Source organism: Photobacterium angustum, from assembly GCF_002954615.1.
Taxonomy (GTDB): domain Bacteria; phylum Pseudomonadota; class Gammaproteobacteria; order Enterobacterales; family Vibrionaceae; genus Photobacterium; species Photobacterium angustum_A.
The window spans coordinates 1,391,944-1,416,925 of sequence record NZ_MSCJ01000001.1 but is presented as its reverse complement, the minus strand read 5'-3'; the positions used below and the strand labels follow the sequence as shown (position 1 = coordinate 1,416,925).

Annotated in this window: 22 protein-coding genes; 13 read left to right on the top strand and 9 right to left on the bottom strand. The window is 37.8% G+C overall.

What is annotated here, in order from left to right; all coding sequences use genetic code 11:
- The first annotated feature begins 140 nt into the window (after positions 1-140).
- Both BTO08_RS06140 and BTO08_RS06135 read left to right on the top strand, forming a co-directional pair.
- Positions 141-2,741: a PKD domain-containing protein gene (locus BTO08_RS06140; RefSeq protein WP_105060325.1), complete on the top strand. Its 2,601-nt coding sequence runs from the start codon at positions 141-143 to the stop codon at positions 2,739-2,741.
- A 16-nt stretch (positions 2,742-2,757) separates the two neighbouring features.
- Complete coding sequence (locus tag BTO08_RS06135; protein ID WP_105060324.1) at positions 2,758-3,159, top strand: hypothetical protein; 402 nt, start codon at positions 2,758-2,760, stop codon at positions 3,157-3,159.
- 42 nt (positions 3,160-3,201) lie between these two features.
- Here BTO08_RS06135 and BTO08_RS06130 read toward each other — a convergent pair whose 3' ends face one another.
- Both BTO08_RS06130 and BTO08_RS06125 read right to left on the bottom strand, forming a co-directional pair.
- Complete coding sequence (locus BTO08_RS06130; RefSeq protein ID WP_105060323.1) at positions 3,202-3,711, bottom strand: beta/gamma crystallin-related protein; 510 nt, start codon at positions 3,709-3,711, stop codon at positions 3,202-3,204.
- 51 nt (positions 3,712-3,762) lie between these two features.
- Positions 3,763-4,611 carry a hypothetical protein gene (locus BTO08_RS06125; RefSeq protein WP_105060322.1) on the bottom strand — a complete coding sequence of 283 codons (849 nt, stop codon included), beginning with the start codon at positions 4,609-4,611 and terminating at the stop codon, positions 3,763-3,765.
- A 263-nt stretch (positions 4,612-4,874) separates the two neighbouring features.
- On the opposite strand from BTO08_RS06125, the gene cfa reads away from it, so the two are divergent.
- Positions 4,875-6,017: a cyclopropane fatty acyl phospholipid synthase gene (cfa, locus tag BTO08_RS06120; RefSeq protein WP_105060321.1), complete on the top strand. Its 1,143-nt coding sequence runs from the start codon at positions 4,875-4,877 to the stop codon at positions 6,015-6,017.
- Positions 6,018-6,085: 68 nt separating this feature from the next.
- Here the strand turns inward: cfa and BTO08_RS06115 are convergent, their stop codons facing one another.
- A complete protein-coding gene (locus BTO08_RS06115; RefSeq protein WP_105060320.1) occupies positions 6,086-7,495 on the bottom strand; it encodes a hypothetical protein in 1,410 nt (469 codons plus the stop codon).
- A gap of 312 nt (positions 7,496-7,807) precedes the next feature.
- Here BTO08_RS06115 and BTO08_RS06110 point away from each other — a divergent pair, with 312 nt between their 5' ends.
- Entirely contained in the window at positions 7,808-8,650 is an 843-nt protein-coding gene (locus tag BTO08_RS06110) for a CvfB family protein (protein ID WP_005367598.1), read from the top strand.
- A 101-nt stretch (positions 8,651-8,751) separates the two neighbouring features.
- On the opposite strand, the gene BTO08_RS06105 is transcribed toward BTO08_RS06110, so the two are convergent.
- Positions 8,752-8,985, bottom strand: a complete 234-nt coding sequence (locus tag BTO08_RS06105) for a glutaredoxin family protein (protein ID WP_105061315.1) — start codon at positions 8,983-8,985, stop codon at positions 8,752-8,754.
- 802 nt (positions 8,986-9,787) lie between these two features.
- Between BTO08_RS06105 and BTO08_RS06095 the strand changes: the two genes are divergently transcribed.
- The 5 genes from BTO08_RS06095 (at position 9,788) to BTO08_RS06070 (ending at position 14,965) form a co-directional block, all read left to right on the top strand.
- The gene (locus tag BTO08_RS06095; RefSeq protein WP_105060318.1) at positions 9,788-10,261 is read left to right on the top strand and encodes an AAA family ATPase; all 474 of its coding nucleotides are present in this window, start codon (positions 9,788-9,790) and stop codon (positions 10,259-10,261) included.
- A gap of 142 nt (positions 10,262-10,403) precedes the next feature.
- Complete coding sequence (locus tag BTO08_RS06090; protein WP_105060317.1) at positions 10,404-10,982, top strand: hypothetical protein; 579 nt, start codon at positions 10,404-10,406, stop codon at positions 10,980-10,982.
- Positions 10,983-11,096: 114 nt separating this feature from the next.
- Positions 11,097-11,924, top strand: coding sequence for an NAD-dependent epimerase/dehydratase family protein (locus BTO08_RS06085; RefSeq protein ID WP_105060316.1), 828 nt, complete (start codon positions 11,097-11,099; stop codon positions 11,922-11,924).
- 647 nt (positions 11,925-12,571) lie between these two features.
- Positions 12,572-13,102: a phage holin family protein gene (locus BTO08_RS06075; RefSeq protein ID WP_105060314.1), complete on the top strand. Its 531-nt coding sequence runs from the start codon at positions 12,572-12,574 to the stop codon at positions 13,100-13,102.
- Positions 13,103-13,756: 654 nt separating this feature from the next.
- Positions 13,757-14,965, top strand: coding sequence for a NupC/NupG family nucleoside CNT transporter (locus BTO08_RS06070; RefSeq protein WP_105060313.1), 1,209 nt, complete (start codon positions 13,757-13,759; stop codon positions 14,963-14,965).
- A 93-nt stretch (positions 14,966-15,058) separates the two neighbouring features.
- Here BTO08_RS06070 and BTO08_RS06065 read toward each other — a convergent pair whose 3' ends face one another.
- The 3 genes from BTO08_RS06065 to moeA form a co-directional block, all read right to left on the bottom strand.
- Complete coding sequence (locus BTO08_RS06065) at positions 15,059-15,565, bottom strand: DUF2059 domain-containing protein (protein WP_105060312.1); 507 nt, start codon at positions 15,563-15,565, stop codon at positions 15,059-15,061.
- A 186-nt stretch (positions 15,566-15,751) separates the two neighbouring features.
- Positions 15,752-16,522 (bottom strand): molybdopterin-synthase adenylyltransferase MoeB, encoded by a 771-nt coding sequence (moeB, locus tag BTO08_RS06060; RefSeq protein ID WP_105060311.1) that lies wholly within the window; start codon positions 16,520-16,522, stop codon positions 15,752-15,754.
- Between the two features lie 16 nt (positions 16,523-16,538).
- A complete protein-coding gene (moeA, locus tag BTO08_RS06055; RefSeq protein WP_105060310.1) occupies positions 16,539-17,774 on the bottom strand; it encodes a molybdopterin molybdotransferase MoeA in 1,236 nt (411 codons plus the stop codon).
- A gap of 305 nt (positions 17,775-18,079) precedes the next feature.
- Here moeA and folE point away from each other — a divergent pair, with 305 nt between their 5' ends.
- Entirely contained in the window at positions 18,080-18,733 is a 654-nt protein-coding gene (gene folE, locus BTO08_RS06045) for a GTP cyclohydrolase I FolE (protein ID WP_006645734.1), read from the top strand.
- A 149-nt stretch (positions 18,734-18,882) separates the two neighbouring features.
- On the top strand, positions 18,883-19,827 hold the full coding sequence (locus tag BTO08_RS06040; protein WP_105060308.1) for a LysR family transcriptional regulator: 945 nt from the start codon (positions 18,883-18,885) through the stop codon (positions 19,825-19,827).
- Between the two features lie 116 nt (positions 19,828-19,943).
- Here BTO08_RS06040 and BTO08_RS06035 read toward each other — a convergent pair whose 3' ends face one another.
- Positions 19,944-20,816, bottom strand: a complete 873-nt coding sequence (locus tag BTO08_RS06035) for a YjjW family glycine radical enzyme activase (RefSeq protein ID WP_277949257.1) — start codon at positions 20,814-20,816, stop codon at positions 19,944-19,946.
- Between the two features lie 14 nt (positions 20,817-20,830).
- Positions 20,831-22,375 (bottom strand): YjjI family glycine radical enzyme, encoded by a 1,545-nt coding sequence (locus BTO08_RS06030; protein ID WP_105060307.1) that lies wholly within the window; start codon positions 22,373-22,375, stop codon positions 20,831-20,833.
- A 123-nt stretch (positions 22,376-22,498) separates the two neighbouring features.
- On the opposite strand from BTO08_RS06030, the gene BTO08_RS06025 reads away from it, so the two are divergent.
- Positions 22,499-22,756, top strand: a complete 258-nt coding sequence (locus BTO08_RS06025; RefSeq protein ID WP_105060306.1) for a putative hemolysin — start codon at positions 22,499-22,501, stop codon at positions 22,754-22,756.
- Between the two features lie 379 nt (positions 22,757-23,135).
- Entirely contained in the window at positions 23,136-24,902 is a 1,767-nt protein-coding gene (locus tag BTO08_RS06020; RefSeq protein WP_105060305.1) for a L,D-transpeptidase family protein, read from the top strand.
- Positions 24,903-24,982 lie beyond the last annotated feature (80 nt).

The window sequence follows — 24,982 nt, the reverse complement described above, 5'->3', positions numbered from 1 at the left end:
TATTATAGTTAAGTACTTACATCTATTACATTTCTAATCATGAAGTGTATCGAGTAGGGGTATCGCTTAATAGAATAGTATCCAGCTTACCAATATGATCCTTTGTTCATTTCTACTAGTTTGTTATTGAAGGGAATACAATGAACTTAACAAGGAACATACTTTTTGTCGGTACGGCCTTAGCGCTATTGGGTTGTGGTGGCGGTGGAAGTGGTGAGTCAACACCACAAGCTAAAGCTGGTGATGATATTTATACCTATGCCAATAAAAGTGTGGTGATTTCATCTAATAATATTGATCCTAACGGGACGATTGTGGATGTTTCATGGGCGCAATCAGACGCAGATGCAACAAAAGTCGAACTGATAAAAGTAAACAATAGCGCTACGTTTACTGTTCCTGATATTCAAGACAATGAAGTGTTTAATTTTACTGTTACGGTCACTGATAACGACGGTGATACAGCAACTGATGACATCAGTGTATATGCAAAACCTGCGGAAAAATCCTTATCCCTTTCTTTTGTTGGCTTAGGTGATACCAAGAAGGTAACCAATGAAGCAAAGGTGACTTTAAAAGGAAATGTAGTTTCTGATCATGATATTAAACAGATCTTAGTGACTAATGGCGCTACCAGTCTCTCAGTGAATGCTGAAGTTGATGAAATGTGGTCAGCAACACTTGATTTGGTAAAAGGTAAAAATAAAATCACCGTAATGGCGTTAACCGCTGATGAGGCGCAGGTTGAGATTGTTTCAACTATTAACTATCACCCAGCGATGGATTTCACTACGCCGTTAACATTAAGCCAACGTTCTTTTGTGTTAAACGAAGATGCAGTAACGATTTACGCTAATATTGGCACATCAAATAATAAGGATCCTGAGGTCACACTGATCGGCTCTGGCGGTAGCATTAGTTTTGATGAAGGTGCTGATGGAATCGATGATGATGGTATTTATGCGACCTCTTTCTCTTTTAGCCCTAGTAAAGAAGGTAAATTTTGCTATCAAGCACAAGTCTCTGATAGTGAGAAGAATCTATATCAATCAGAGCCGGCCTGTATTTGGGTGGCTGAAAAATACACCTCTGATCAAGTCGCTAAATCTGTTGATATTGCTGACAGTGTTGAAACATGGTTAACCTCAGAATTAGATAAAGGAAAAGATGTTCATGCTTCAGCTAAAGCGGTGGTTGAGCAACTCAAGATTCATAAAGATGTAGGTTCTGCTGGGTATACCTATGAAGGTGGCATTTGGTGGGTAAATGAAGATGGTATTTTAGGGCTTCATAATCCTCTGGTTGAAAATTCAAAGTCAGCAGCTCGTAGTGGGACTGTTGCGCCAACACCTGTTGTGAAAGCGAAATTTGAAACGCGTTATTATGATGATGTATTTAAAAATCAGCCCACAAGCTATTCATCAGTAGCAGCGGTAAACCGAATTCAAAGCTCTAAAGCTGTGATTATCAGCCCGTACATTAATAATCCTGATGTGTCTGAGTTTAGTAACTTCTTTAAAGCGGATGATTACTATGGTGTTTGGAAAACGATTAAAGATAGTCAATCATGTAAATTATTCCCTGATAGTGAGTTTGTGAATAACGAAACTGTGGGTGTTTCGCTTGATAGCTTTAAAGATTTTACTACTTTTGGATATATTCATTTTTCTACCCACGGTAATAATTATTTCAATGGATTATTTAAAATCTGGGATGAGAAGTGGGGGCCGAGCGACTTCTTAAAAGGGTATTTATCGGTTTCTGGTTTATATACAGGCATAGTATTACCTAAAAATGAGGATGGCACTTACAACCTTGAAGGTTATGAAAGCGATCTTTATATGAAGCGCCTAGCCATTGGTGCTGGTGGTGCGTTGATTATTCTTCCTTCGTTCTTTGATCATTATCTTTCCACTATGCCTAAGAGCTTAGTTGTACTGTCAGCCTGTCGGTCTGTTTACAACAATTCACTTGCCAATGTCTTTTTATCCAAAGGCGCAGGGGCGGTGATTGGCTATGATGACTATGTCCTTTCGTCTTATGCTCAAGATACTACGAATGCCATTATTAATGACATGCTTGAAAATGATTCGACATTGAAGGAAGCCTTTGATGTTGCTGTTAATAAACATGGTATAAGTGATAACAGCAGTGATGAAGCATTTATTCGTATGAGAGGCGAGGAAGATTTAAAACTATCAAGTGGCTCATTTGATAATCTCAGTTTTGAACAAGGTGAACTGAATGCTTGGGCGAAAAATGGTGATGGGCGCATCATTACAAATCTAGGTGGTACTAAACCGTTAGATGGTCAATTTGTTGGTGTTGTATCAACGGGATTAGGCTATACCAATGAGCTAGGTAGTATCGAACAATCCGCTTGTTTAGATAAAAACGTAACAACATTAAGTTTTGATTGGAAGTTCTATTCAGAAGAATTTTTAGAATATTGTGGTACTGGTTTTGATGATTCATTTACTTTAAACGTATGTGAGGAAGACACAACAAATTGTGCATCTTTTGAAACCAGTGTTAATAAACTTTGTGAGAATCAGGAGGTATTGGTGGAGTCTGATGTATCGTTTGATCAAGGAGGTGTGTATAACACTCCTTGGATAAAAGAGCAGTTAGATGTCTCTGCTTTGGCCAACAAACGCGTGAAGCTAACAATAGAGGCGATCGATAAAGGTGATACAGTATACGATAGTGCGATATTGATTGATAACATAGAAGTTAAATAATTAGAGAGGTGCGCATATGCTGAAAATGTTTTCTTCGTGCGCACCATTATTATTTTTATTGATGCTTACATACGGTTGTAATGTGAAATCTGATGTGGTGTACCAGTCAGAAGATTTAGGCAAAATCTTGTATCAATATAAAGATAATAATGGTTGTGATTTAGAAGCAGTAGATAAAAATATCGCTCAATTCTATCTACAAATTGAAAGAAGAGAGTTACTGCCATTAAAGGCTACGTACCAAGAAAATGATGCTTTTATTATGAAAATAAAAACATTGCCTGCATTAGTCATTATTAAAAATGATGCAAAATGGTATATCCCATTAACAAAAGGCAGTGAATGGATTTTCGTAAATGTTAATGGCACCGTTAACGTATTTAAATATCCGAAAGTGTTTCGTCAATTATGCAAATAAACCCCATGATAACTAATGATTATGGGGCTTTATATTTTTATATTACTTTTTCAAAATCTTCATTGAGCTGATAGCGTGCTCAAAACCATCGGCATTATCTTTACCACCATTGTAAGTATAAGATTTGCCTTGATAGTTAATATCTTCGTAAAAGCGAACTTTCCAGCCAGAAGGGATCTTAAATGACACCATTTTGTCGTTAAAATCAGTGTCGAAAAAGTTAGGTTTATCGCGACTGATATCAATGGAATGGCCTTTTTGATTCTTTTTACTAAATAGCTTCACTGATTTATTCGAGTTGTGGTCATTATTTGCTGATAGCGAAGTTGTAAAGCAATTAGCTTCTTGTGCTCGGCAAAACATATCACTTTGCGATTTTAAGCAACGCTGTGAAACTTTATAGCGGGCTGCATCTTCAGTTCTTGCTGCATCTGCAAACGTGTCGGTAAACGGAGAAAGGGTGCAGACATAAATTTCATCATTATTATGTTTGGCTGCAAACGCAGGAGAAACACAACCAATCATAAGAGATAAACACAGTAATTTTTTCATTTTGCACCTTAAATATTAAAAACTCATATACTTACCAGACCAATGATAGTCTTATAAATTCGATGAGGTTACAAAACTCACACCAATAGATGACATTCTATTCATAAAATCTTTTGCTTGTTGTTCAAATCCAGCAACAGGGCTGGTGGTATCGATTAAAATTGTTAGCTTTTTAATCTCTTCACTTGTGAGCTTTTCTACTATTTGTTCAACCGTACTAGCAACACAGTGGGAAAGAGCTTGGCCTGAAATATAAACCCGATCATTTTGCTTAACTAGTTCTACTAGTTGAGGATCAAATTGGGTATTTCTATCGTCTTCTAACGGATATTCAGCTTCGCAACCACCATAATGCTCCGTATGCGGGTTCTCGCCTTTAGCAATACTGATATGTTGTGTATTAGCTTGCTGCTCCCAAGTATGAATAGCAGCCTGAATAGGTTTAACGATATCATGTCCAACAGAGCCAATCACACAATGAGTCGGCCAGATAAGAAGGCTATATTTTCCCGTTTGCTCTAATGATTGGGTGTAATTAAGGACATGATTTAAAAGCGTTGGATCAGTAGGCTGCCAGATACCATCCACAATGTCTTGATGGCTAATTAGAGTAAATGGGGCTGGGTGTTCGCCTGCTTCATTTTTCCAATAGGGAGCATGAGCAATATCGTATTCATGATGGCTATCCATTGTAACAATAATCTGATTAATATTCTTTTGTTGCTTTGTAATAAATGCAGCAAGTTTGTTAGCGTCTTCCCACGCACCAGGAACGGGAAGTGCTGGCGAAATAGTAGTCTTCTGAGATGCTGAACCTAATGTGAATTGTTCATTAATGGGAACATCATAAAAGTCATATTGAGGATCAATGATAAGTAAAGACGTCATTGGTAGACGCATTGCATGCTCCTTTATGCTTTTTGGGCTTGACATGATTATGTCGAAATAATGGAAATATTTTGAGCTAAATATACGTTGATGAGCGTTAATTGGAAAGAAATATCATTCAATTCTTAATTAGAAAATCGTTAAACTGTTTTTCTGTAATATTATTATTTTACTTATTGATATTATTAACTAAAAATTAGTTTTTGATTTTTAATATTGTGAATCTAAATACAAAAAGGCAATTTGTCATACAAATAAAAGTAGTGGTATACAGAATGACAAACAATCAATTTTTTCAAGACATTTTAGATTTTGCTGATGTGAAAATTAATGGTAATCGTCCTTGGGATATTAAAATTCATGATGAACGTGTTTTTGAGCGCGTATTAAAAGATGGCTCTTTAGGCTTCGGCGAAAGCTATATGGATGGCATGTGGGATTGTGACGCTATTGATGAAATGATTTCTCGTGTATTACATGCTGGCATCGAAGATAGATTAACTACCACAACAAAAATACAATTAGGGTTAAAAGCCGGCGCTTCTAAACTTAAGCAATTATTTAATCCACAAAGTGTTGAGCGTGTAACTCAGGATGTACCTTTTCATTATGACTTAGGTAATGATTTGTTTGAAGCGATGCTCGATCCACGTATGACTTATACGTGTGCTTATTGGAAAGACAGTGACAACCTGAAAGCAGCGCAAGAAGCCAAGCTAGATTTAGTCTGCCGCAAAATGGGTTTACAACCGGGTATGCGTTTACTTGATATTGGTTGTGGCTGGGGCAGCTTTATGATCTTTGCTGCTGAAAAGTATGGTGTTATTTGTGATGGTTTAACTTTATCAAAAGAACAAGCAGCACTTGGTCAGGCGAGAGCAGACGAGAAAGGCTTACCAGTTAACTTTATTCTTCAAGATTACCGCTTATATCAACCAGAACAGCCTTATGATCGCGTTGTCTCTATTGGCATGATGGAGCACGTTGGTCCTGAAAACTACGAAGACTACTTTAAATCTGCGTACAGTTTTCTTGCTGAAGACGGTATTTTCTTACTTCACACCATTGGTAGTCCGAAATCAAAAAACTCAGTCGATCCTTGGATCAATAAGTATATTTTCCCTAACGGTGTGATTCCATCAATGATGCAAATTGGTGCGTCAGCTGAAGATTATTTCAATATTGAAGATGTACAGAATATTGGCCCTGATTACGATACAACACTCGTTGCTTGGAATGACAACTTTGAAGCAGCTTGGCCGACATTAGCAGAGAAGTATGGTGAGCGTTTTTACCGTATGTGGCGTTATTACTTATTATCTTGCGCTGGTGCATTCCGTTGTCGTGACTTAAATGTGTGGCAATTTGGTTTAACCAAAAAAGGTGCAGAATTACCGGTTTCTGTACGCGCAGCATAATTTTCAATGTCACAGTAAAAAGCTCACTATTGCGCGATTAATATCGTCAACAGTGAGCTTTTTGAGCGTTAGGCTGTTTGCGCTTTTTCACTTTCCTTCACGGCTTGAGCTTCCGCAACTGGCTTTTTCTCTGGAGGGAGAATTGGCTCAATATCCACAATTTTGGAACGACTCATGATAATTTTCCAACGCTGAATACGCACTGTTTTATCTTCGTCTGTTTCTTTGGTAATTAAGTTAAATAGGTGGCGTTTTTCCACTGACTCTTTTGTTACTTGACCATCATTAAGTTGGTATAGACGCTGAGAGCCTTTTTCCATTAAGGCTGCAACAGTACGTAAATCTAAAATAATCGATTCTCGCGTTTGCTCATAACCACTTAAAAACTTTGTTGGCGACATACGGCTGGTACTTTTATAGTGAAGAATGGTTTCTTCACGATGAGACACCTTATGTTTACGCGTTTTACGAATATCAGTAGGTAAACTGTCGAAGCTAATATATTCAAGCCATTCGAGCTGTCGACCAATTAAATGGCTTGTATTGGCATCAAAGAACTGCTTCCGCCAACGTGCTTTTCCTTTACGTAACCAACGCCAAAGCATGGTTTTTAAGTCATCTTTAAACACTTCACGTGCGGCATAAATTAGCGATAACACCAAAATAAATGATGCAGTAATATCACCGAGCATACCGCGTGCTTTTATCAGCATCATGGTGACAAAAATCATCACAATGCCGGCAGCAGCGCCTGTCACTACTTTTTTTGTGCTTTTACCCAGCTCAATGGTCTTCTCACTCATTGTGACAGGGTATTCAATCAAACGTCGTAATAGCCGCATTTTATTCGACATACGGGTTGGATCTTCCATCGCTTTAGCTGAGTTGTAATTATGCTTAATGCGGTGTTGTGTTTCAGACTCACATATTTCAAGTAATGTCGCTTTAATAGCGTTGTAATCGTTGCCTCGTGGAAGATGAGAAATTAACTGAAGGAAACGCTGCTCTGTAAACCAAGACAGATAGTTATCAATATTCTCGTAATACTTAAGCAACTTTTTGTCGGTTGGAATATTTCGACGTAAACGCTTTAAAATGCGAACAGAGATATTGGCAGATTCTTCAACATCTTCAAATGTCAGGTTATCATTTTGATTTAATAAATCATTGGTCGCTTTTTCTAGCGCAAGTGCATACTGATAAGCGTAAAGGCTTAAGCTTAAACGGTATTGTTCGATAGATAATTTTCCACGGCTGGCAAGGCGACTATGAACAAGAGGAAGGTGATTAATATCACTGAAATAAGTACGTTTACCGTGGATAGCGTTATGATAGAACTCTTCTTCAGAAATGATATTGGCATTTAAGCCAAGCTCACCGGGAATGAAGATGTACATATCGAGCTGCCGATTGGTTGTTTCTTGAATAACATGGGATATTTTTAATTTATGCCCATCTTTTTTATCGACAGTGATCACTTATTGATATCCTCCAAGATCTACAACAATAACTTAATCTATTAATTTTAGAATAAGTTGGTTTTAAATATTACTGTTAACTATATAAGTTTGCGCTGATAGCATGAAAAATCATCAAATAAATGCAGATAGGTCAGGCGTTGCGAACCAACATCACGTATAATGCAGCAATCTAAGCACAACACGTGCATTATAGCCGATTGATTAGCGAGATATAGCTAATTCATCATGCAGCTAATAAATTGATTGATAAAGATATTGAAGCAACATCACCAAACGCGTGTCGTTGCCTACGCAGAGAGTACCTGATACATGATTAGAATTGGAAAATACAACACACTAGAAGTCGTCAAACTAGTAGATTTTGGCGTATTTCTTGATGGTGGTGAAGACTTCGGTAATATCCTGTTACCTAAGAACTCAGTTCCAGCAGGTACCGAGCTAGGCGATAAGTTAAAAGTATTTATTTACTTCGACTCGAATGACGAAGTCATTGCTACAACAACGGAACCTTATGCACAAGTTGGCGATTTCGCAAAACTACGTGTAGTGGGTGTAACCAACATTGGTGCGTTTGTTGATTGGGGTTTAACGAAAGATTTGCTTATTCCATTTAGTGAGCAACGCCGTCGTTTAGAAGAAGGTCAGGAAGTAGTTATTCACGTATATACAGACAAAGCGTCTGGTCGTATTGTGGGGACTACCAAATTTAACCGTTACTTAGATAAAACACCGGCAACTTACCAGATCGGTCAAGAAGTGCAGGTAATTATTGCTGAAGTAACAGATCTTGGTTTTAAAGCGGTGGTTGAAGGTAAACACTGGGGACTTTTCTTTAAAACTGAATCATTTGGTAAGCTATTTATTGGTAAAGCATTAAAAGCTTACATTAAAGAAATTCGTCCAGATGGTAAATTAAACCTTTCACTACAGAAAATGGGTAAAGATCGTGTTGACGATCTAGCGGATAAAATCTTAACCTCGTTAGAGCGTAAAGGTGGTTTTATCCCAGTAAGTGATAAATCAACGCCTGATGAAATCTTCCAAGTTTTCCGTACAAGTAAAGCAACCTTTAAGAAAACGATTGGTGGCTTATACAAGAAAGGGTTAATTGTTATTGAGCGTGAAGGTATCCGCTTAAACGACAATGACTAACAACTTGCTCGATAAATCGAGTAAAAGAAAACCGACACATGCTGTCGGTTTTTTATATCTAAAAAATAATAACTCACTGAAAAGTAGTATGAAATGCTTTCTTAGTCTTTTGACTTTAATGCTTTTTCAAACTTGGTAATATTCCAGCCAATTAACACCTGATCACCAATTTTTAAAACAGGGACAGATCTAGCGCCAGTACTATTAAATTCCTTTCTTCCTTTTGGTGAGCTGATATCAACCAAACGATAACTGTAGTTTTTACTTGTCATATATTGTTGTGCATCTTTACAGTTTGAGCAGTTTTTCTGGCTAAATAAGACAATACGTTTCATTAAATGGTGCTTCTTTTTACTATTTTTCGTAACACTAGCATAAATAATAGCGAAGTCAGTAGAGAAAGATTGGTGGTTAAGAAATGGCTTAAAGCTATTTTCTTCGTCGATAAGGTTTGTTAATGGTTTTGTACTGTGTTTTGGCATATATCTCATTATATACAGCGACTAATTTGCTAGGCTAAAAGCGTTATACATCATATACAGGTGTAGGAATGAACTACTTCGCAGAGGATCCCTTCTAGGTAATGTAAGCCTGGAGGGTAAATGAAAAAATTAAAGCAACAGTACCGAAAACAAGTTCAAACTGATGGTCTATATTGCTGGAATGCATATCCTTGTATTCGCAGTCGGATCCATAAGCAGTTCTCAACTAAGCAGGAAAAGAGTTACTTTTTTCTTCATGAAATTGAGTACAAAGGGTATCCAATGAGGCTTAGAGCAGCTAGAGGACGAGCTTTAGCGACCCCATGGGATGATTACCCTGCATATGTCTATGATCTTGCAAAATGTTGGAAACATAACTCCAAAAGACGTCATCAGTTCTATAAGTAAATCTATTCGGCCTCGATATTGTCGAGGCTTTTCTTTGAAATACTCAGTATTAAAAAGTTTCAATATACTGCTACTCTACTTTGAGTTAAGCACTACATCCTATCAAATAACATTGAACGTAAATAATGCAGTCAAGCTAATGATATATAAAAACTATATCGATTATGATAGAGGTATTTTATGAGTATATTTTTGCGTAAAAGTAAGAATGCTTATTAATACATTGTTATAAGCTAAAGGGAATTAGATGGTTCAGTTGTACTTTATTAGCGGTTTTATTGGCTCTGGAAAAACGACGTACGCCAAGGAATTAGCAGAGAGCACAAAAGGTTTTCGTTTCTCGATAGATGAATGGATGATTCCACTCTTTGGTGAGCACATGGAGCGAGAGCTATTCAATCTACGTATTAGGACGTTGGAAGAGTTGTTCCAAGAAGCCTCATTTCAACTTATTAAGCTCGGTATTCCTGTTATTTTCGACTTTGGTTATTGGACACTGGCGGATAGAGAGCGGATTGTATCTTGGGCTTCAGAACAAGGTTATACCTGTGAAATGCATTACCTTGATGTTCTATACGAAACTTGCTGTCAGCGAGCTTTTGAGCGTAACACCGATCCAAAAGGTAAATCTTACGAAATGACTCCAGAAATGATGAAAATGTTCTGGTCTTGGTTTGAAGTTCCAGCTAAAGATGAGAAGGTTGTTTGGGTTAGTCAGTAGCTGAAGGCACCTTATAAAAAGCATTTAAGAGTGATTTGCAACGATTGCTGTTTTCGCTCATAGGATAGACAAGTCTGCTCATTCCTTAATGCGGCCTTATATTTTTATTCAGCTTGATTTATAAGTTACACGGATGATCATCATGGACGAATTTAAATCTGTTATACATAGCGAAGAAAAAAGTGAATCTAAAGGGTTATATATAGGATCAATACTTTGTTTAGTGCCAACATTAGGCGTTATTTATTCATCGATACAGAATGCATCAGCAGGAGCAGTTATAGTAGGTTTTGTATTTTTTATATTTACTCTGCTGCTATATGTGCTCGGCTCATTTCAAAATAAAAAATATAAAAAATTAGGTAAAACGCCATTAATTTTAACACCTAGATATTGTTCTATCGGAAGAAGGGCGAGTGGTTCAATATTAATAGAGCGAAATCAATTCAATAAAGTCAAAGTATTATTTCTGACCTGTTGGAAAACAAGTAAAGCTGGTTCTGGGCAGCATAATAAAGTTTGGCAAACAACAATTACTCCAACTATAAAATTTGTTGAGTCTAAAACAACATTAGATTTTGAGTTTGTTATCCCTGAAGGAAAGAAACCGACTAATGAATGGTTTGCATCCCAGAATAAATACCATTGGGAGATTAGATTAGAATTTGTAGAAAATATGGATGCCATAAAAAGAACTTGGAAAATTCCAGTAAAAATATAACAGGTTTCTCAAACGGACAAAATACAGTTGGTTGTTTTACTTCGTTCAACATTTTAAACAACACTATTTTGTCGCTTAGCAAAGCGTTACGTGTAAATTAAACTTCGAGGTAGCATGAAAGTACTAGTGGCTGGTGCAAATGGTTATGTGGGGCGTCATGTAGTTAGATTGTTTAGGGACAAAGGTTTTGATGTTTACACCTATCAACGTGAAAACTCAAAGCTCAAAGGTGAAATCAGCAGTGTTACACCAACAAATCGTGAAATGTATGGACAATTTGGTGTTGTTATAAATTGTGCGCGTCCGCACTGGTCTGAATTCAATAGTGAACAAATTTTATCGATCGAACAAAAATTGTTTTCCGATTTGAATAGGTTTGCTTCAAGAGATTCTCTTAAGATACATACATCAGGTGTATGGTTATTTGGTTACTCTAATGAAAGGGATTTAGTTAAGTTTAATTTTAAGCCGTTCGATAGTGTTAAATTGGACGTTGAAACATTAGAAAAGGCGCTATCTGACAACTGGCATATTGTCTACTGTCCCAGCATTATTTACGGTGGCGAGTCCTGCCAACTCAAACGAATAATTGCAGAAAAATCTAATTCGGTAATAGACGTTGCTATTCCAAGTACGGGGTATAACCAGTATGTACATGTTTTAGATGTAGCAAATTATTATTTGTTCTTAACACAAAATACTAAAGTATCAGGTCGTCAGCATTTTATTGCAGAGGCCAGAGGATATACTCCAGAACAGTTCGCAAGCTTATTAGTCACTCATGGTGTAGTTCAACACACTGTTAAAGTCAGCTGGCAGGAGTATGAAGAAAAGTATGATTCATTGTCCGTTGATGTTGAAAAGCTAAGTTTGGATTTACCCATAAGCCAATACTTCTCAGCTAGCCACAAGATTGCAGACTATATTGCACAACTCATGTAACTCATGCGTTTTAAGCGGACACGTTAAAACTTTTTTAATAAATTATAGTGATTGCAGTAGTTAATCAGTTTAGTAAATACGCCGATTGGTACTGTGGTAATCCCCGTGTAATTTAGCATTATATTTGGCTTAGGTTTATAGGATGAAATTTAAGGAAAAAGTAGCTAGAAGTATCGCAATCCATCAAACGAAAAGGTTGCTTTTGGCTACTTTATTACTAACTGTATTCTTATCGATTGCATATGGGATATATACAAATCGAACCAAACAACACAGTGTTGAATTGATTAGTGGAAAGATTGTGGATCGTGTCACGACGCATACAGTAGTAGGGAATAAACATTGGTTACTTGTATTTATACCTATAGAGGTAGAGACAATAAAAGTCAGGTTACCCCAAGGTTATCCTATAAGAGTTGGCTCAAAAGTAATGCTGCAAAAAAACGTTTATGATGACTCGGGTACACAGAAGTATAGATTTCTTCGGTACGAGGATTAGTTAATTATAACGAGAGCCTGAATAGGACGTTTACTCGCGCTGCCATTTATCATTGAAGTGTTGTTATTTAGGTGTTTCAAACCTTTTGGGGTAGTAAATGCCCGTTATTAAACGTTATATGTTTCTTTCACATTGGTGTTATCTATATATGAATCGAGTCTTTAAATACGAAACACCGGCATGGGGAGCTAAGTTAATATGCTCATTTTATGCTCTAGTGTCTGGAATATTTTTATTAGCTTATGGTTCCTGGGCTGACAATTCTCCATGGCTTTTGAGCTATGCCTTCTTGATTTTAGGTTTGGTATTCTTACTTGTGGCGCTCAAGCCATCAAATTGGAAAGGTTGGGTATATTTCACCGCTGATGATAACGGAATACATTTCCCATCGTCTCTTTCACCAAGTGAAGAGCCTACAGTCCTTGATGTAAGTTGGGATAATGTTGGCAACATAAAACATGAAAAGCTTTATGGTGGTGAATATGGGATTTCAATTGAGTTGAAAATTTCTCAATTGGAGATTGATGATTATTTCAGTAATGTAGCTAAAGCAAAAAAAATATTGGGTTTTAATCAAATGAGAGGTGAATACTTTGTGATTGCATATGCTAATAATTCTTTTCAAAAGTTACCAGATGTCGTTAATCAACTTATTGATATAAAATGTAAAAATATATAATTATGGACAAAAACAGTTGGCGATTGTTCACTGCATTCACTATTTAGCCAACAATTTCTCACCACTTCGTGCAACGCTCCTCATACTTTTATTAATACCTAACAGCCTATATAGAACAACTTTAAATAATATTTTATCCAAAAGTGCGCATGCAAAATTAAGCTTTCACCCTCTAAATCTCACTATTTATATGCTTTCTTTGCAAAACGATACGAACTGATAACTCAATAATCATCATGTGTTACACCTCTTTTGAGCAAAACAGCATTGAGGCTGAGTAATGGAGGCAGATCTTACTATTTCCTATCAGCAATAAAAGAGGTGATGCACACTTGGTATGAGTTAAATAGGCGTAATTGATAGATTGTCGTGCAATGAATTAGTATTTTTTGTTGAAAATATCAGCACATATATGCTTGTTAAATAGGCTGATATTTTCGATTTTATTGCGTTAAAGCAAATTATTTTTTTTATATGGAAACAATAAGACAGCATTTAAAGCTAATGTTATGATTTTTATGGGTTCGCTTTGTTATTAGCTCAATAAGTTTAGATGTATCACTCTTGGTGTAACAACTTACTAACAATGTGATGTTGCTTGTATTTTTAGTGCAAATACAATGCAACTCTATTTTGGGTAACAACAAAGATCTCATGATTGCTTTATTAGGTATATTCGTTCTACTTTTACTCGCGTTTCTTATCTCAACGGATAAAAAGCGTATTCCTGTAAAAATGGTGTCTATCGCGTTTGCGTTACAAGTACTGTTTGCCTTAATTGTTTTATATATCCCTGCGGGTAAAACAGCACTACAAGCTGTCAGCAATGGCGTAACGTACGTCACCGATTATGGTAAAGATGGCTTGTCATTTTTATTTGGTGGTTTGGCAACAGGTAGTATCGGTTTTGTATTTGCCGTTAATGTACTTGGTATTATTATTTTCTTTTCTGCACTGATTTCTATGCTGTATCACGTAGGTATTATGCAGAAAGTCGTTAATATTTTTGGTGGCGCGCTACAACGTATTTTAGGTACGGGTCGTGCTGAATCATTATCTGCTGGTGCCAACATTTTTGTCGGCATGTCTGAAGTCCCACTGGTTATTAAACCGTACTTAAAATCTATGGATGATTCACAACTTTTTGCGGTGATGACATGTGGTTTGGCTTCTGTTGCAGGTTCTACGATGGTGGGTTATGCCGCTGTTGGTGTTGATTTAAATTACTTGATTGCCGCTGCGTTTATGTCTGCGCCTGCTGGTTTATTAATGTCAAAAATCATTATGCCGCCAAGCGAGAATAAGCTATCAGCGAATGAAATTACCAGTGTTGAAATTCCTAAAGCAACCAATGTAGTTGAAGCGTTGGCTGATGGTGCAATGTCTGGCTTGCGTATGGCGGTGACTATTGGTGCAACATTGATTGCTTTTATCAGTGTTATTGCATTATTTAATGGCTTGTTAGGCGATATTGGTGAATTCTTTGGTATTCATGGCTTAACGTTCCAAATGTTGATTGGTTACCTGTTTGCACCAGTTGCACTTTTACTGGGTATTCCAATGAGCGAGGCGGTAACGGCGGGTTCGTTAATTGGTCAGAAAGTAGTGATGAACGAGTTTGTTGCTTTCATTGATATGATTAAAGTGCAGGATACCTTATCGCCACACAGCCTTGCTGTTGTTACTTTTGCATTATGTGGCTTTGCCAATATTACAACGCTGGCTATTTTGATTGGTGGTATGGGAAGCTTAATTCCTGAGCGCCGTCCATTTATTGCGAAATACGGTATCCGCGCAGTTGCGGCTGGTGTACTGGCAAACTTAATGAGTGCAGCGATTGTGAGTATTATTTTATTGCTCTAGTAGCAGAGTGAAAAATAGTATTGGATAAGAGAGCCGACTGAGTACTAGAAAAATAGTCACAGTCGGCTTTTTAATACCTGAAGAGTAAACGGTTTACTTTATCCCTTCTTCTTTAAAACGCTTGGTTATACGTTTTTGAATTTTCGGACCTAATTTCTGTCCAAATTCTTGTCCAACTAACATGCCTTCTTGATTGATAAGCGGCATTACTCGAATTAACTTTTTGCCAAATTCGGTATCGTTAATTTCAATCATTTTACGCAGTTCATCTTCAGTGAAATGCTTATTGTAGATTGGGTACATCATGGTTTTGAAGCTGTCGTTGATCACAAACTCTTCATCCATGATGGCACTGATCTCTTCTTCTACAATGTCAAACGCTTTGGGATTAATATCGGGCTTAGATTGCTTTAAGATCAATGTCATTTGCTGGGTGAATAAATCTGAATATTGCCTACCGACAGCAACGGCAGATTGCCCCGTTTGTGCTAATAGTTTATCTATCAGTAGTTTTTTTGAGACTGGAATGTCACCAGTGGCTGCAGAGACATTAAATGACAACGCAAGCAAGGCTGCTGCTAAGATCTTTTTACTAAACATGTTTATCCCGTAATTTATTTTTTGTATTAAGGTGTTTTAGCAAAAAAATGCTCGATATATAAATTTGAGCTTGAGTTGTGTGAAACCGATCGGCTAGGGGACTTAGCGGTAGTCGTTAGTAAAGCAGTGATGGGTGAAAGGAATTACCGCTGTATATTTCATGGATGAGATATACAGCGGATATGATCAATTAGCGCAAACTGAGCAAGTGGGTTGTTTCATTAACTTCATTTCTCGCCAGCTCATTGTAAGCGCATCTAGCATGAGCAGTTTACCAGTTAATGGCGTACCCATGTTGGCAACCACTTTGATTGCTTCCATTGCTTGAACTGCACCAACGATACCGACAACGGGCGACATAATGCCAGCTTCAACACAGCTTAATGTTTGTTGACCAAATAGGGCACTTAAACATTGATAACACGGCTCGTTATCTTGGTAAGTGTAAACACTGATTTGACCTTCCATACGAATTGCTGCGCCAGAGATAAGCGGCGTTTTGGTTTTAAAGCATAGGCGGTTAAGTTGGTTACGGGTATCAACGTTATCGCTACAATCTAAAACAATGTCGTGGCTTGCAATGAGTGGTAGTAACGCTTCATCGGTTAAGCGTTTGGCTATGGTATCTACCGTAAGATATGGGTTAATACGACATAACGCTTCTTTTGCAGAATCGACCTTTAATAGGCCAACCGTAGCATCATGGTGTAACACTTGACGCTGAAGGTTAGAAACTTCAACCTTATCATCATCAATCAGGGTTAATTTACCCACACCAGCAGCGGCTAAATATTGCGTAGAAGCACAGCCTAAGCCTCCAGCACCAAGGATAAGCATAGAAGAAGACTTTAATGCTTCTTGGCCTTCAAAATCAAACTGACGTAAAATTATTTGGCGGTTATACCGCAGCATTTCATCATCTGTCAGTTCAACGTTATTTGTGTTTTCTGTTGTCATTAGAAATACCGTTTGCTTAGTACAAGGTGTGGTTGAATATTTCGATAGTCACATCTTCACCCGCTTGAACGCGACCACGATCTTGCTCTAGTACCACAAAGCAGTTAGCAAGGTGCATTGAACTAAAGGCACCAGAGCCTTGATTGCCTGTTGTTGCTACTTCTAATTGACCTTCAACGTTAATGCTGTAAATACCACGTTGGAAATCGGTACGACCAGGGCGTTTTTTAAACATTGTTGTCGCTTTTGCTTTTACACGAACAGGCGGTTGGTATTGGCTGTTACCTGCTAGTTTCGCCAGCATAGGTTGTACTAGTTGGTATAAAGTCAGCATTGCTGATACTGGGTTGCCCGGTAGGCCACAGAACCAAGCATTATTAATTTTACCAAACGCGAAAGGTTTACCCGGTTTCATCGCTATTTTCCAAAAACCGATTTGGCCTTCTTGATCCAAAATATCTTTGGTGTAATCCGCTTCACCGACACTAACGCCACCTGATGTGATTAATACGTCGGCTTCTGTTGAGCCTTTTAAAAATGCGTCACGCAGTTTTTCAGGGCAGTCCGGAATAATGCCTAAATCTAGTACTTCACAACCAAATTTTTCTAGTAGAGCGCGAATACCGTAGCGATTGCTGTCGTAGATTTGACCAGCTTCTAGTGTTTCGCCTACTGGACGTAATTCGTCACCAGTAGAAAAGAAAGCCACTTTCGGGCGGTGGTACGTTTCAAGCTCTGCAATACCAAGTGATGCAAGTAAAGGCATTTCACGCGCAGTTAAACGTGTACCTGTTACTAGCACAGTTTCACCAAGGCTTACGTCATCACCAATTGGGCGCACGTTATCATTCGCTTTTGGCTTGATATTAAAAGTGATGTTCTCACCATCAACAGACGTTTCCTCTTGCATAATCACGGTATCTGTACCAGCAGGCATTTCAGCACCCGTCATAATACGTATACATTGACCTTGCTGACATTTACCTTCAAATGGAACACCAGCGAAAGATTTACCCGCTAAAATCAATGTATCTGTATTTGCTAAGTCTTCAGCACGAAGCGCGTAACCATCCATTGCCGAGTTCGCAAATGGTGGTACGTTGATAGGCGAAAGAATATCTTGCGCTAGCACTAATCCCATTGCATCGGCTAATGCTACCGTTGATGTTGTAGTTGTAGAGGAAACTTGCTCAAGAATATTTTCAATGGCAGTTTCAACGGGCATAAGGCCAGGTACGTCGCAGCATCCCATAATGGTATCCATCTCGTTATTGTTAATTTGAATCATAGTGGCTTTGAAGCAAGAGCATTAGTAAAATGATAAATATTAATAGCCCTTCAAACCACGTATTAAATCGCTTAATTATGATTTTACCCTTTATTGTTAAGGGCTGTAAGGGATTGATTATGCCAAAATTAGGCCAATTGGACTAATCCCTAATAAATGGGAGGTGTAATTATTTTCATTTGGAGGTATTCTGCGTATGTTTTTAGCGCTGGCGAGCGAAAACAGGCTTGTTTTATTGCATTTCAGCCTGTGCCAGTTGGAGGAAAAGAATGACAGCATTAAGTGAATCTGCAGTACTAGTTCGTGATGCATTAGCAGCCCGTGGTCTTGAAACCCCAATGGTTGAGCAAAATGTTAGCCGCGAAGAGAAAAAAGAAAAGATTGAATACCACATGCGTGAGATCTTATCGTTGCTCGCGCTAGATCTGACTGATGATAGCTTGGTTGAAACCCCGCATCGTATTGCGAAAATGTACGTAGATGAAGTATTTTCTGGCTTAGACTATGCCAATTTCCCTAAAATCACAGTTATTGAAAATAAAATGAAGTGTGATGAAATGGTGCGAGTTAAAGACATCACGTTAACCAGTACGTGTGAGCACCATTTAGTAACGATTGATGGTAAAGCGACGGTTGCTTATATTCCGCGTGGGAAAATTATTGGTTTATCCAAAATTAACCGTATTGTTCGTTTCTTTGCTCAACGCCCACAAGTTCAAGAGCGTTTAACACAACAAGTGTTAGTCGCACTTCAAACATTATTAGAAAGTGATGATGTCGCAGTAACGATTGATGCAACGCATTATTGCGTAAAAGCGCGTGGTGTAATGGATGCAACGAGCGTAACAACAACCACAGCGCTTGGCGGTATTTTTAAGAAAAACTCAGCGACGCGTGCAGAGTTTTTAAACGGTATTCGATAAATAATAGTTTTCGCTATTGTTGAAATTAAAATAAAAACAGCATGTGCTATTAATAAATGAACAGAAATGCTAGTCCTTTATTGACTAGCATTTTTTTATCTCATGCTGCTGAATTATCGATTTTATGGCTTATATATTAAAGGTCGCAGATGGATTTAATTAAACTTTCTCGTATAAGTATGAAACACTTAATTACGTTGCACGTAATGCTAGATACGTTAAGTGTTACGGCATGTGCAGAGCGATTATGTGTAAGCCCTTCATCTGTCAGTAAAACACTCAGCCAATTACGAGATAACCTCAATGACGAACTCTTTTATCGTCATGGCAATAAGCTAATTTCTACTCCTTTAGCTCGACGTTTAGGTCCTACTGTCCACCAAATGATCAGTGATATGAATCAGATCATGACTAAAGAAGCGTTTCAGCCTGAGGTGTATGAAGGCAGTTTCTCACTTGCGATGCGTGAAAGTACTTTTGAATTAATAGCCGGTGGTCTTTATGCTCATGTCTTAAAAAAAGCGCCGAATGTCCGTTTTGATATTTGGTCGAAAGACAGTATTGGTTTTGATGGTTTAACCAAAGGCATGTTGGATTTTGTAATTTTGCCACATGATCTGAGTCAACCACCATTGGTGCAAAATAACTTAGTATGGCAGACATTGTTTACCGACGAGATGGTTTGCTTAATGGCGCATGACCATCCTTTAGTTGATAAAGAACTAACGGTTGAAGAGTATTTAAATTGTGGTCATATAGGTATTTTAGATAGCGATTTAAGTGTGCCATTTTTTGAAATGCAATTAACGCAACAGCACCACAAAAGAAAAGTAGTTGTGAATGTCGCGGATTTTGGTGGCGCAGCGACGATGTGCCATAACAGCAATCTGTTATTTACTTGCTCTAAACGTTGGGCAAGTACCGCATTACAGTCTAAAGCACTTGTTGAAAAGCCGTTACCGTTTAATTATGGCAAGGTAGCTTACAGCCTTGTATGGCATCAACCGAGTATGAATGATCCCGCTGTTCGTTGGTTACATCAACAAATTTTGCTTCTTTGTGGCGTTGACGATAAAAGTGCAGATATTGATTAATTAAGGCTCACTTCAAAAGATATTTTGAGTAATTAGTACCTAAAGAAGAGACTCCGACTGCTGAGTGATTTAATTGTGTCACTTTTATCAGCAGGCGGAATATCTTAATTTTTGATTTAATAAAGAGTAGAAGTAAGCAGGTTTTTCACACCACGCTCTGATAACCCGTTAGCTAATTGATTTATTTCTTCTTGGTTACACTCATCCCAGTTGAGCGCATCACCTACCACACCATGATGCCTAAAAGCATTGAGCTTTATTTTTACAGTGCTTGAAAATGGCCTTAAGTAATACGCCACTTTTTCTATCTGCTCCATAAAGTCTGTTTTATTAGGAATATGCAGAAGCCTTATTTCATGTAATTTTTTTTGAGCATGAAGAAAGTTCATCGTTTCAAAAACCCGGTAGTTACTTCTGTTAGTTAACCATTTATGCGTTTCATCGTGCCATGCTTTTAAGTCAATCATCGCGCCATCAAGGTAGGGGGTAAGGTGTTTCCAACCTGTTACGCTTAAACTGCCATTACTGTCTATCATGCATGTTAAATGTTTCAGTGATGCAGTCGTTTTGATCAAACGAAATAGCGAAATAATAAAAGGTAAATTAAGTGATGCCTCGCCACCTGAAACGGTAATACCATTAATAAATAATCTATTTTCATGAATTTTTTCAATTAATTCATAAACAGTCATCGTCATGGTTTTGGGGCTTGCTTGCCGAGGGCAAACCTCAATACACTTATCACATTCAGTACATAAGGCTTGATTCCATGCCACTTTAGTTTTTTCATTTTCCGTATGAATAGTTTGTAATGCTTGTGTTGGGCAATGCTCTACACAGTCTGCGCAATGGTTACAAACACCGATGGTTTGTGGGTTATGGCAATTTTTGCAGTTATAGTTGCATCCTTGAAAAAAAATCACCATTCGGTTGCCGGGTCCATCAACACACGAAAAATTAAGTATCTTACTAATAGTGGCTGAAATCATTAAATTGTTAACTCTTAAATCTCAATAGAGAGATGTGAATAATGAGGTGCTTGCTCGTGACTTAATACACGAGGTAGACGTTTCAAAATGTCGGTTTGCTCACTGGCTTCTGAGCCTAACCATGTCGTATTGGTGCGTGATCCTTCCTCTTTGAATTTAGCAACATCAGACAGCTTAATCATATAGCCTGTTACTCGAACAAGATCGTTTGAGTGGACGTTTGCAGTAAATTCACGAAATCCCATACTTAGCGCGCCTTTAAATAAGGTAACCATGGCGAGTGGATTCTGTTTAATAGTTTCATCAATGGTTAAAATATCGCTGATCCCTGCTAGATAATACTGATGATGCGCAGCCAGCGCTTTAATGTGTAAAACAGGATCAGGCTCTGTGCCATAAGGGATACGGATCCCTGGCGTTACGTTTTTATCGCAGCTAATACCACCTTGCGAGTGCAATAACGCTCGCTGGTTATAACCATATTTTACTGGTGTATTCGTGACAATGTCACTTAATAGTTGGGTGATAGATAATGCTAATGCATTGGCTGAATCACTGTGACCATATTTTTCCGTTGATCCTGATTTTTCTAGTAATAAATTGACCGCTTCAGCCATACCATAGATACCAAACATTGGGGCGAAACGGTTTTCATCAATTAATTGTTCTTGTACTAAAAAGCTATTAAAGAAGTTTGATTCTTCATGAAGAAATGCTGAACGTGCTTCAATGAGTCCGAAAGTCATTTGGCAATAATACGGTAGCACTTGGTTGATGAAGTTATCTACATCAGTTGCTTTTTCTGCTGCCGCTTTCAAGTTTAAACGTACAAGAGTATTTGCACCGCCTGCTAATGGCAGTGAGTTGTAGCAACTAACAATACCAAAGCCTTGCTTGCCAAACGTATCCTTAAACATTGGGTAGTTGGCAATATGGGGCTTACTGCATTCACAAATATTTTGGCAAGCTTGTTCGAGTAAAGATATTGGCGATATTTCAGCGTCGTACATAAAAGTAAGGTTAGGTGCGACCTGCTTAAGCTCTGCATCAATCTTTAAAATAGTACGGCAAATAATGTTATCAGTTGGACCAATATTGGCATGCATAAACGCATCGGGTAGGGTGCGGTCGAGCATAATCCAAAAACGTTTTAACTTGTTGTAAATATCAGTTTCAGGTTCACTATTTACAAACGGTAACAATAAATCATCAAGTTGACCGATATAAACGGGATAGTTAGTTACAGAAGGTACGTGATGATAAATAATGGTGAGCGCATTGAGTGCATCATCTAGGTTTTTTGCGGGCTCTAGCTCTAAATAGCTGGAACCATTCTGTAAGTATTTAGCATAGTCGGGTAATACGTAGCGAGGCTTAAAAGGCGCATTACCTTCGAACATATCACAGATAATACCTTCATTTTTTGCTTCTAAAATTTCGTCACTCACTGACATATAGTCTACAATTGCTTCAGCCTCGAGAGAGAGAAATAATGTTTTTTGTTTCGGGCTTAATGTAGAAGAAGTAATAATCTGTTTCATTTTGGATTGTAATGACATTGCTCGTACCGTGCATTGTTATAGTTTGGCGGCACTTTAGATGAGATTAGTTATTTCCAGAAGTGAAAAAGAATTAATGTGTATTTTCCAAAATGGAAAAGCGAATTATAGTAAGGGAACAATATGAAAAAGTGGACAGTTTTATTCGCCGTTATTGGTTTTGGTATCGCATTAGTTGGGTGTAATAAAGAAGAGCCAAAACAACCAGAACAACCTAAAAAAGAAGCGGTTGGTATGGCTAATCCAGCTTCTGTTTACTGTGAAGAGCAGGGCGGAAAACTTGAAATTAAAAAAGAAGAAAAAGGTGAGGTGGGATATTGTCATTTAGCGGATGGTAAGGTTGTAGAAGAGTGGGCTTTTTACCGCGAAAACAATAAGTAGATTTATTTTTGAGCAAAATAGAGACGAACTCACTATAAAATGCCGATTAACTCGCACTAATAAATATTTTAGATAAATGGTGTTTTTATGAACACCATTTCAAATGACGTTTTTTTTATCTTTAAAATCAATGTGATATTTGCATTTAATGTGTGTTATTCAATATAAAAAATCTTGATAGGGTATATTTAACGTTTAAAGTTGCGTTATTTGAATTGTATCGTGATTGAAAATTTGTCTAAATATACCGATATTGGCCTTTATACAGGCTATTTTGTTTGTGTACCGTATATATGAGCGTTACATGGTTGTAAATGTACGTTTGGTTACTTTAATACGGATATCTTTCTTCTTTTATTAGATAGGGATCGCTTTGAAGATGTTTAATCCTCAGCGTGTTGTCACTCAACGTTTCAGCAAGCTTCTTGTTTTATCTTTGATTCTTCCGAGTAGTGCTTTTGCTGTTGAACCGGCACCCATTGCACCACATAGCTATGTGAACATTACAGGGCCGGATAAAGATTCTGTCGTATTTCCTCCTGTAAATGATAGAGAAGCTCCTGTAACGAGTACAGGTACTGTTGATTGGTCTTCTTTAAATAACCAAACAGTGTTTAGCACCAATACACTTTGTGCAGACTCCGTTAATAAAGTTTGTTTTAAGCCTCAGATTGAACAAGCGTATACTGAGAACAAGTTCTATCCTTTTTGGCAAAACAAAGCACTGCGCGATGAGTTTGAATTACAGTTAAAAGCTGTTGCAGATACCAAAATGCTACCGGGGTTAGCGCAACGTCTTTCTGAGCTGAATAAGCTTGAGAGTGAACATAACGATCAAGCTTATGATTTGTTAGCCACTGATACCTATTATGTGTATCGCGCATTCCAAAACTACATTGCAACTCACCGTGATGTATTGTTCTTGTCTAAGCCTATTAAAATGAGTAAGTCGTCGATGATCAAATACGCCGATGGCGTTGATGCTTATCCAATGACACTTGCTAGACTTGAACAATTCCGTCCTAGTTATATTGCATTTAAACCAACAATGGATGCGATTGCCAAATATCAGAATTTACCCGCTCACACATTAACAACATCAAACTTTAAGCAGGTTTATCGCAAAGGGGCAACACTGCCTAATGGGCATGAGCTGATTAAGGTATTGTATACGCTTGGTGATATGGATCAGGCTGATTACGACCGTTTATCTGTTGAACACAATATTTCGAATACAGGTGCTGTTTTTGAAAGCTTAAAAGCATTCCAAAAACGTCATGGTTTAGCAAGTGACGGTATCATTGGTGCGGCAACTGTTCAGCAACTTGTTATGCCTTATGCGGATATTGCGCGTCGTTTAGCATTGAATACGCTACGTGTGGCTACCTTAAATAAGCATAATGAAAATCGCCCTCATATTTGGGTTAACATTCCTAACTATAAGTTAGAAGTGTTTGATAAAGGTAACGTCGTATTTGAATCTAAAGTGATTGTTGGTCGTGATAGCCGCCCTACAAATTTATTCTCATCTGCGATTACTACCATGGTTGTAAACCCATACTGGAATGTACCTATTACAATCAAGCAACATGATGTTATCCCTAAAGTGAAGCACAACATCGATTATTTAAAGCAGCATAATATGCAGATTTTAAATAGCTGGCGTGATCGCACTGTGATTCCACCAAGCAGTATTGATTGGGCGACGGTGAATCCAAAAACATTTCCGCACGAGTTCCAGCAAGGTCCTGGCCCTCGTAATTCTCTTGGTCGTGTTAAGTTCCTTATGCCAAATGATTACGCGATTTTCTTGCACGACACACCTTCTCGTGGGTTGTTTAGCAAAACCAAGCGTGATTTAAGCTCTGGTTGTGTACGTGTTGAACGCGCTTATGATCTTGCTAACTATGTGATTGAGTACCAAAATCGTGGCAACATTCCAGAATTTAAGCAAATGTTAGATGCGCAAAAGCAAAAAACAGTGAGCTTATCTAAGCGTATTGATGTTGATTTTGTATATCTAACAGCATGGGTTGATCATGATGGTAAAGTACAAATGCGTGAAGATATCTATGGCTATGATTCACCAAGCGCTAATAAAATTAAAACTAAATTTATTACGATGAAAGATTTTGTTAAAAATTAAGTCGTAATTAAAGATAAAAACCAGCACTAGGTTGCTGGTTTTTTTATACTTAAAATACGTGATACGCATCGGTTTGGGTA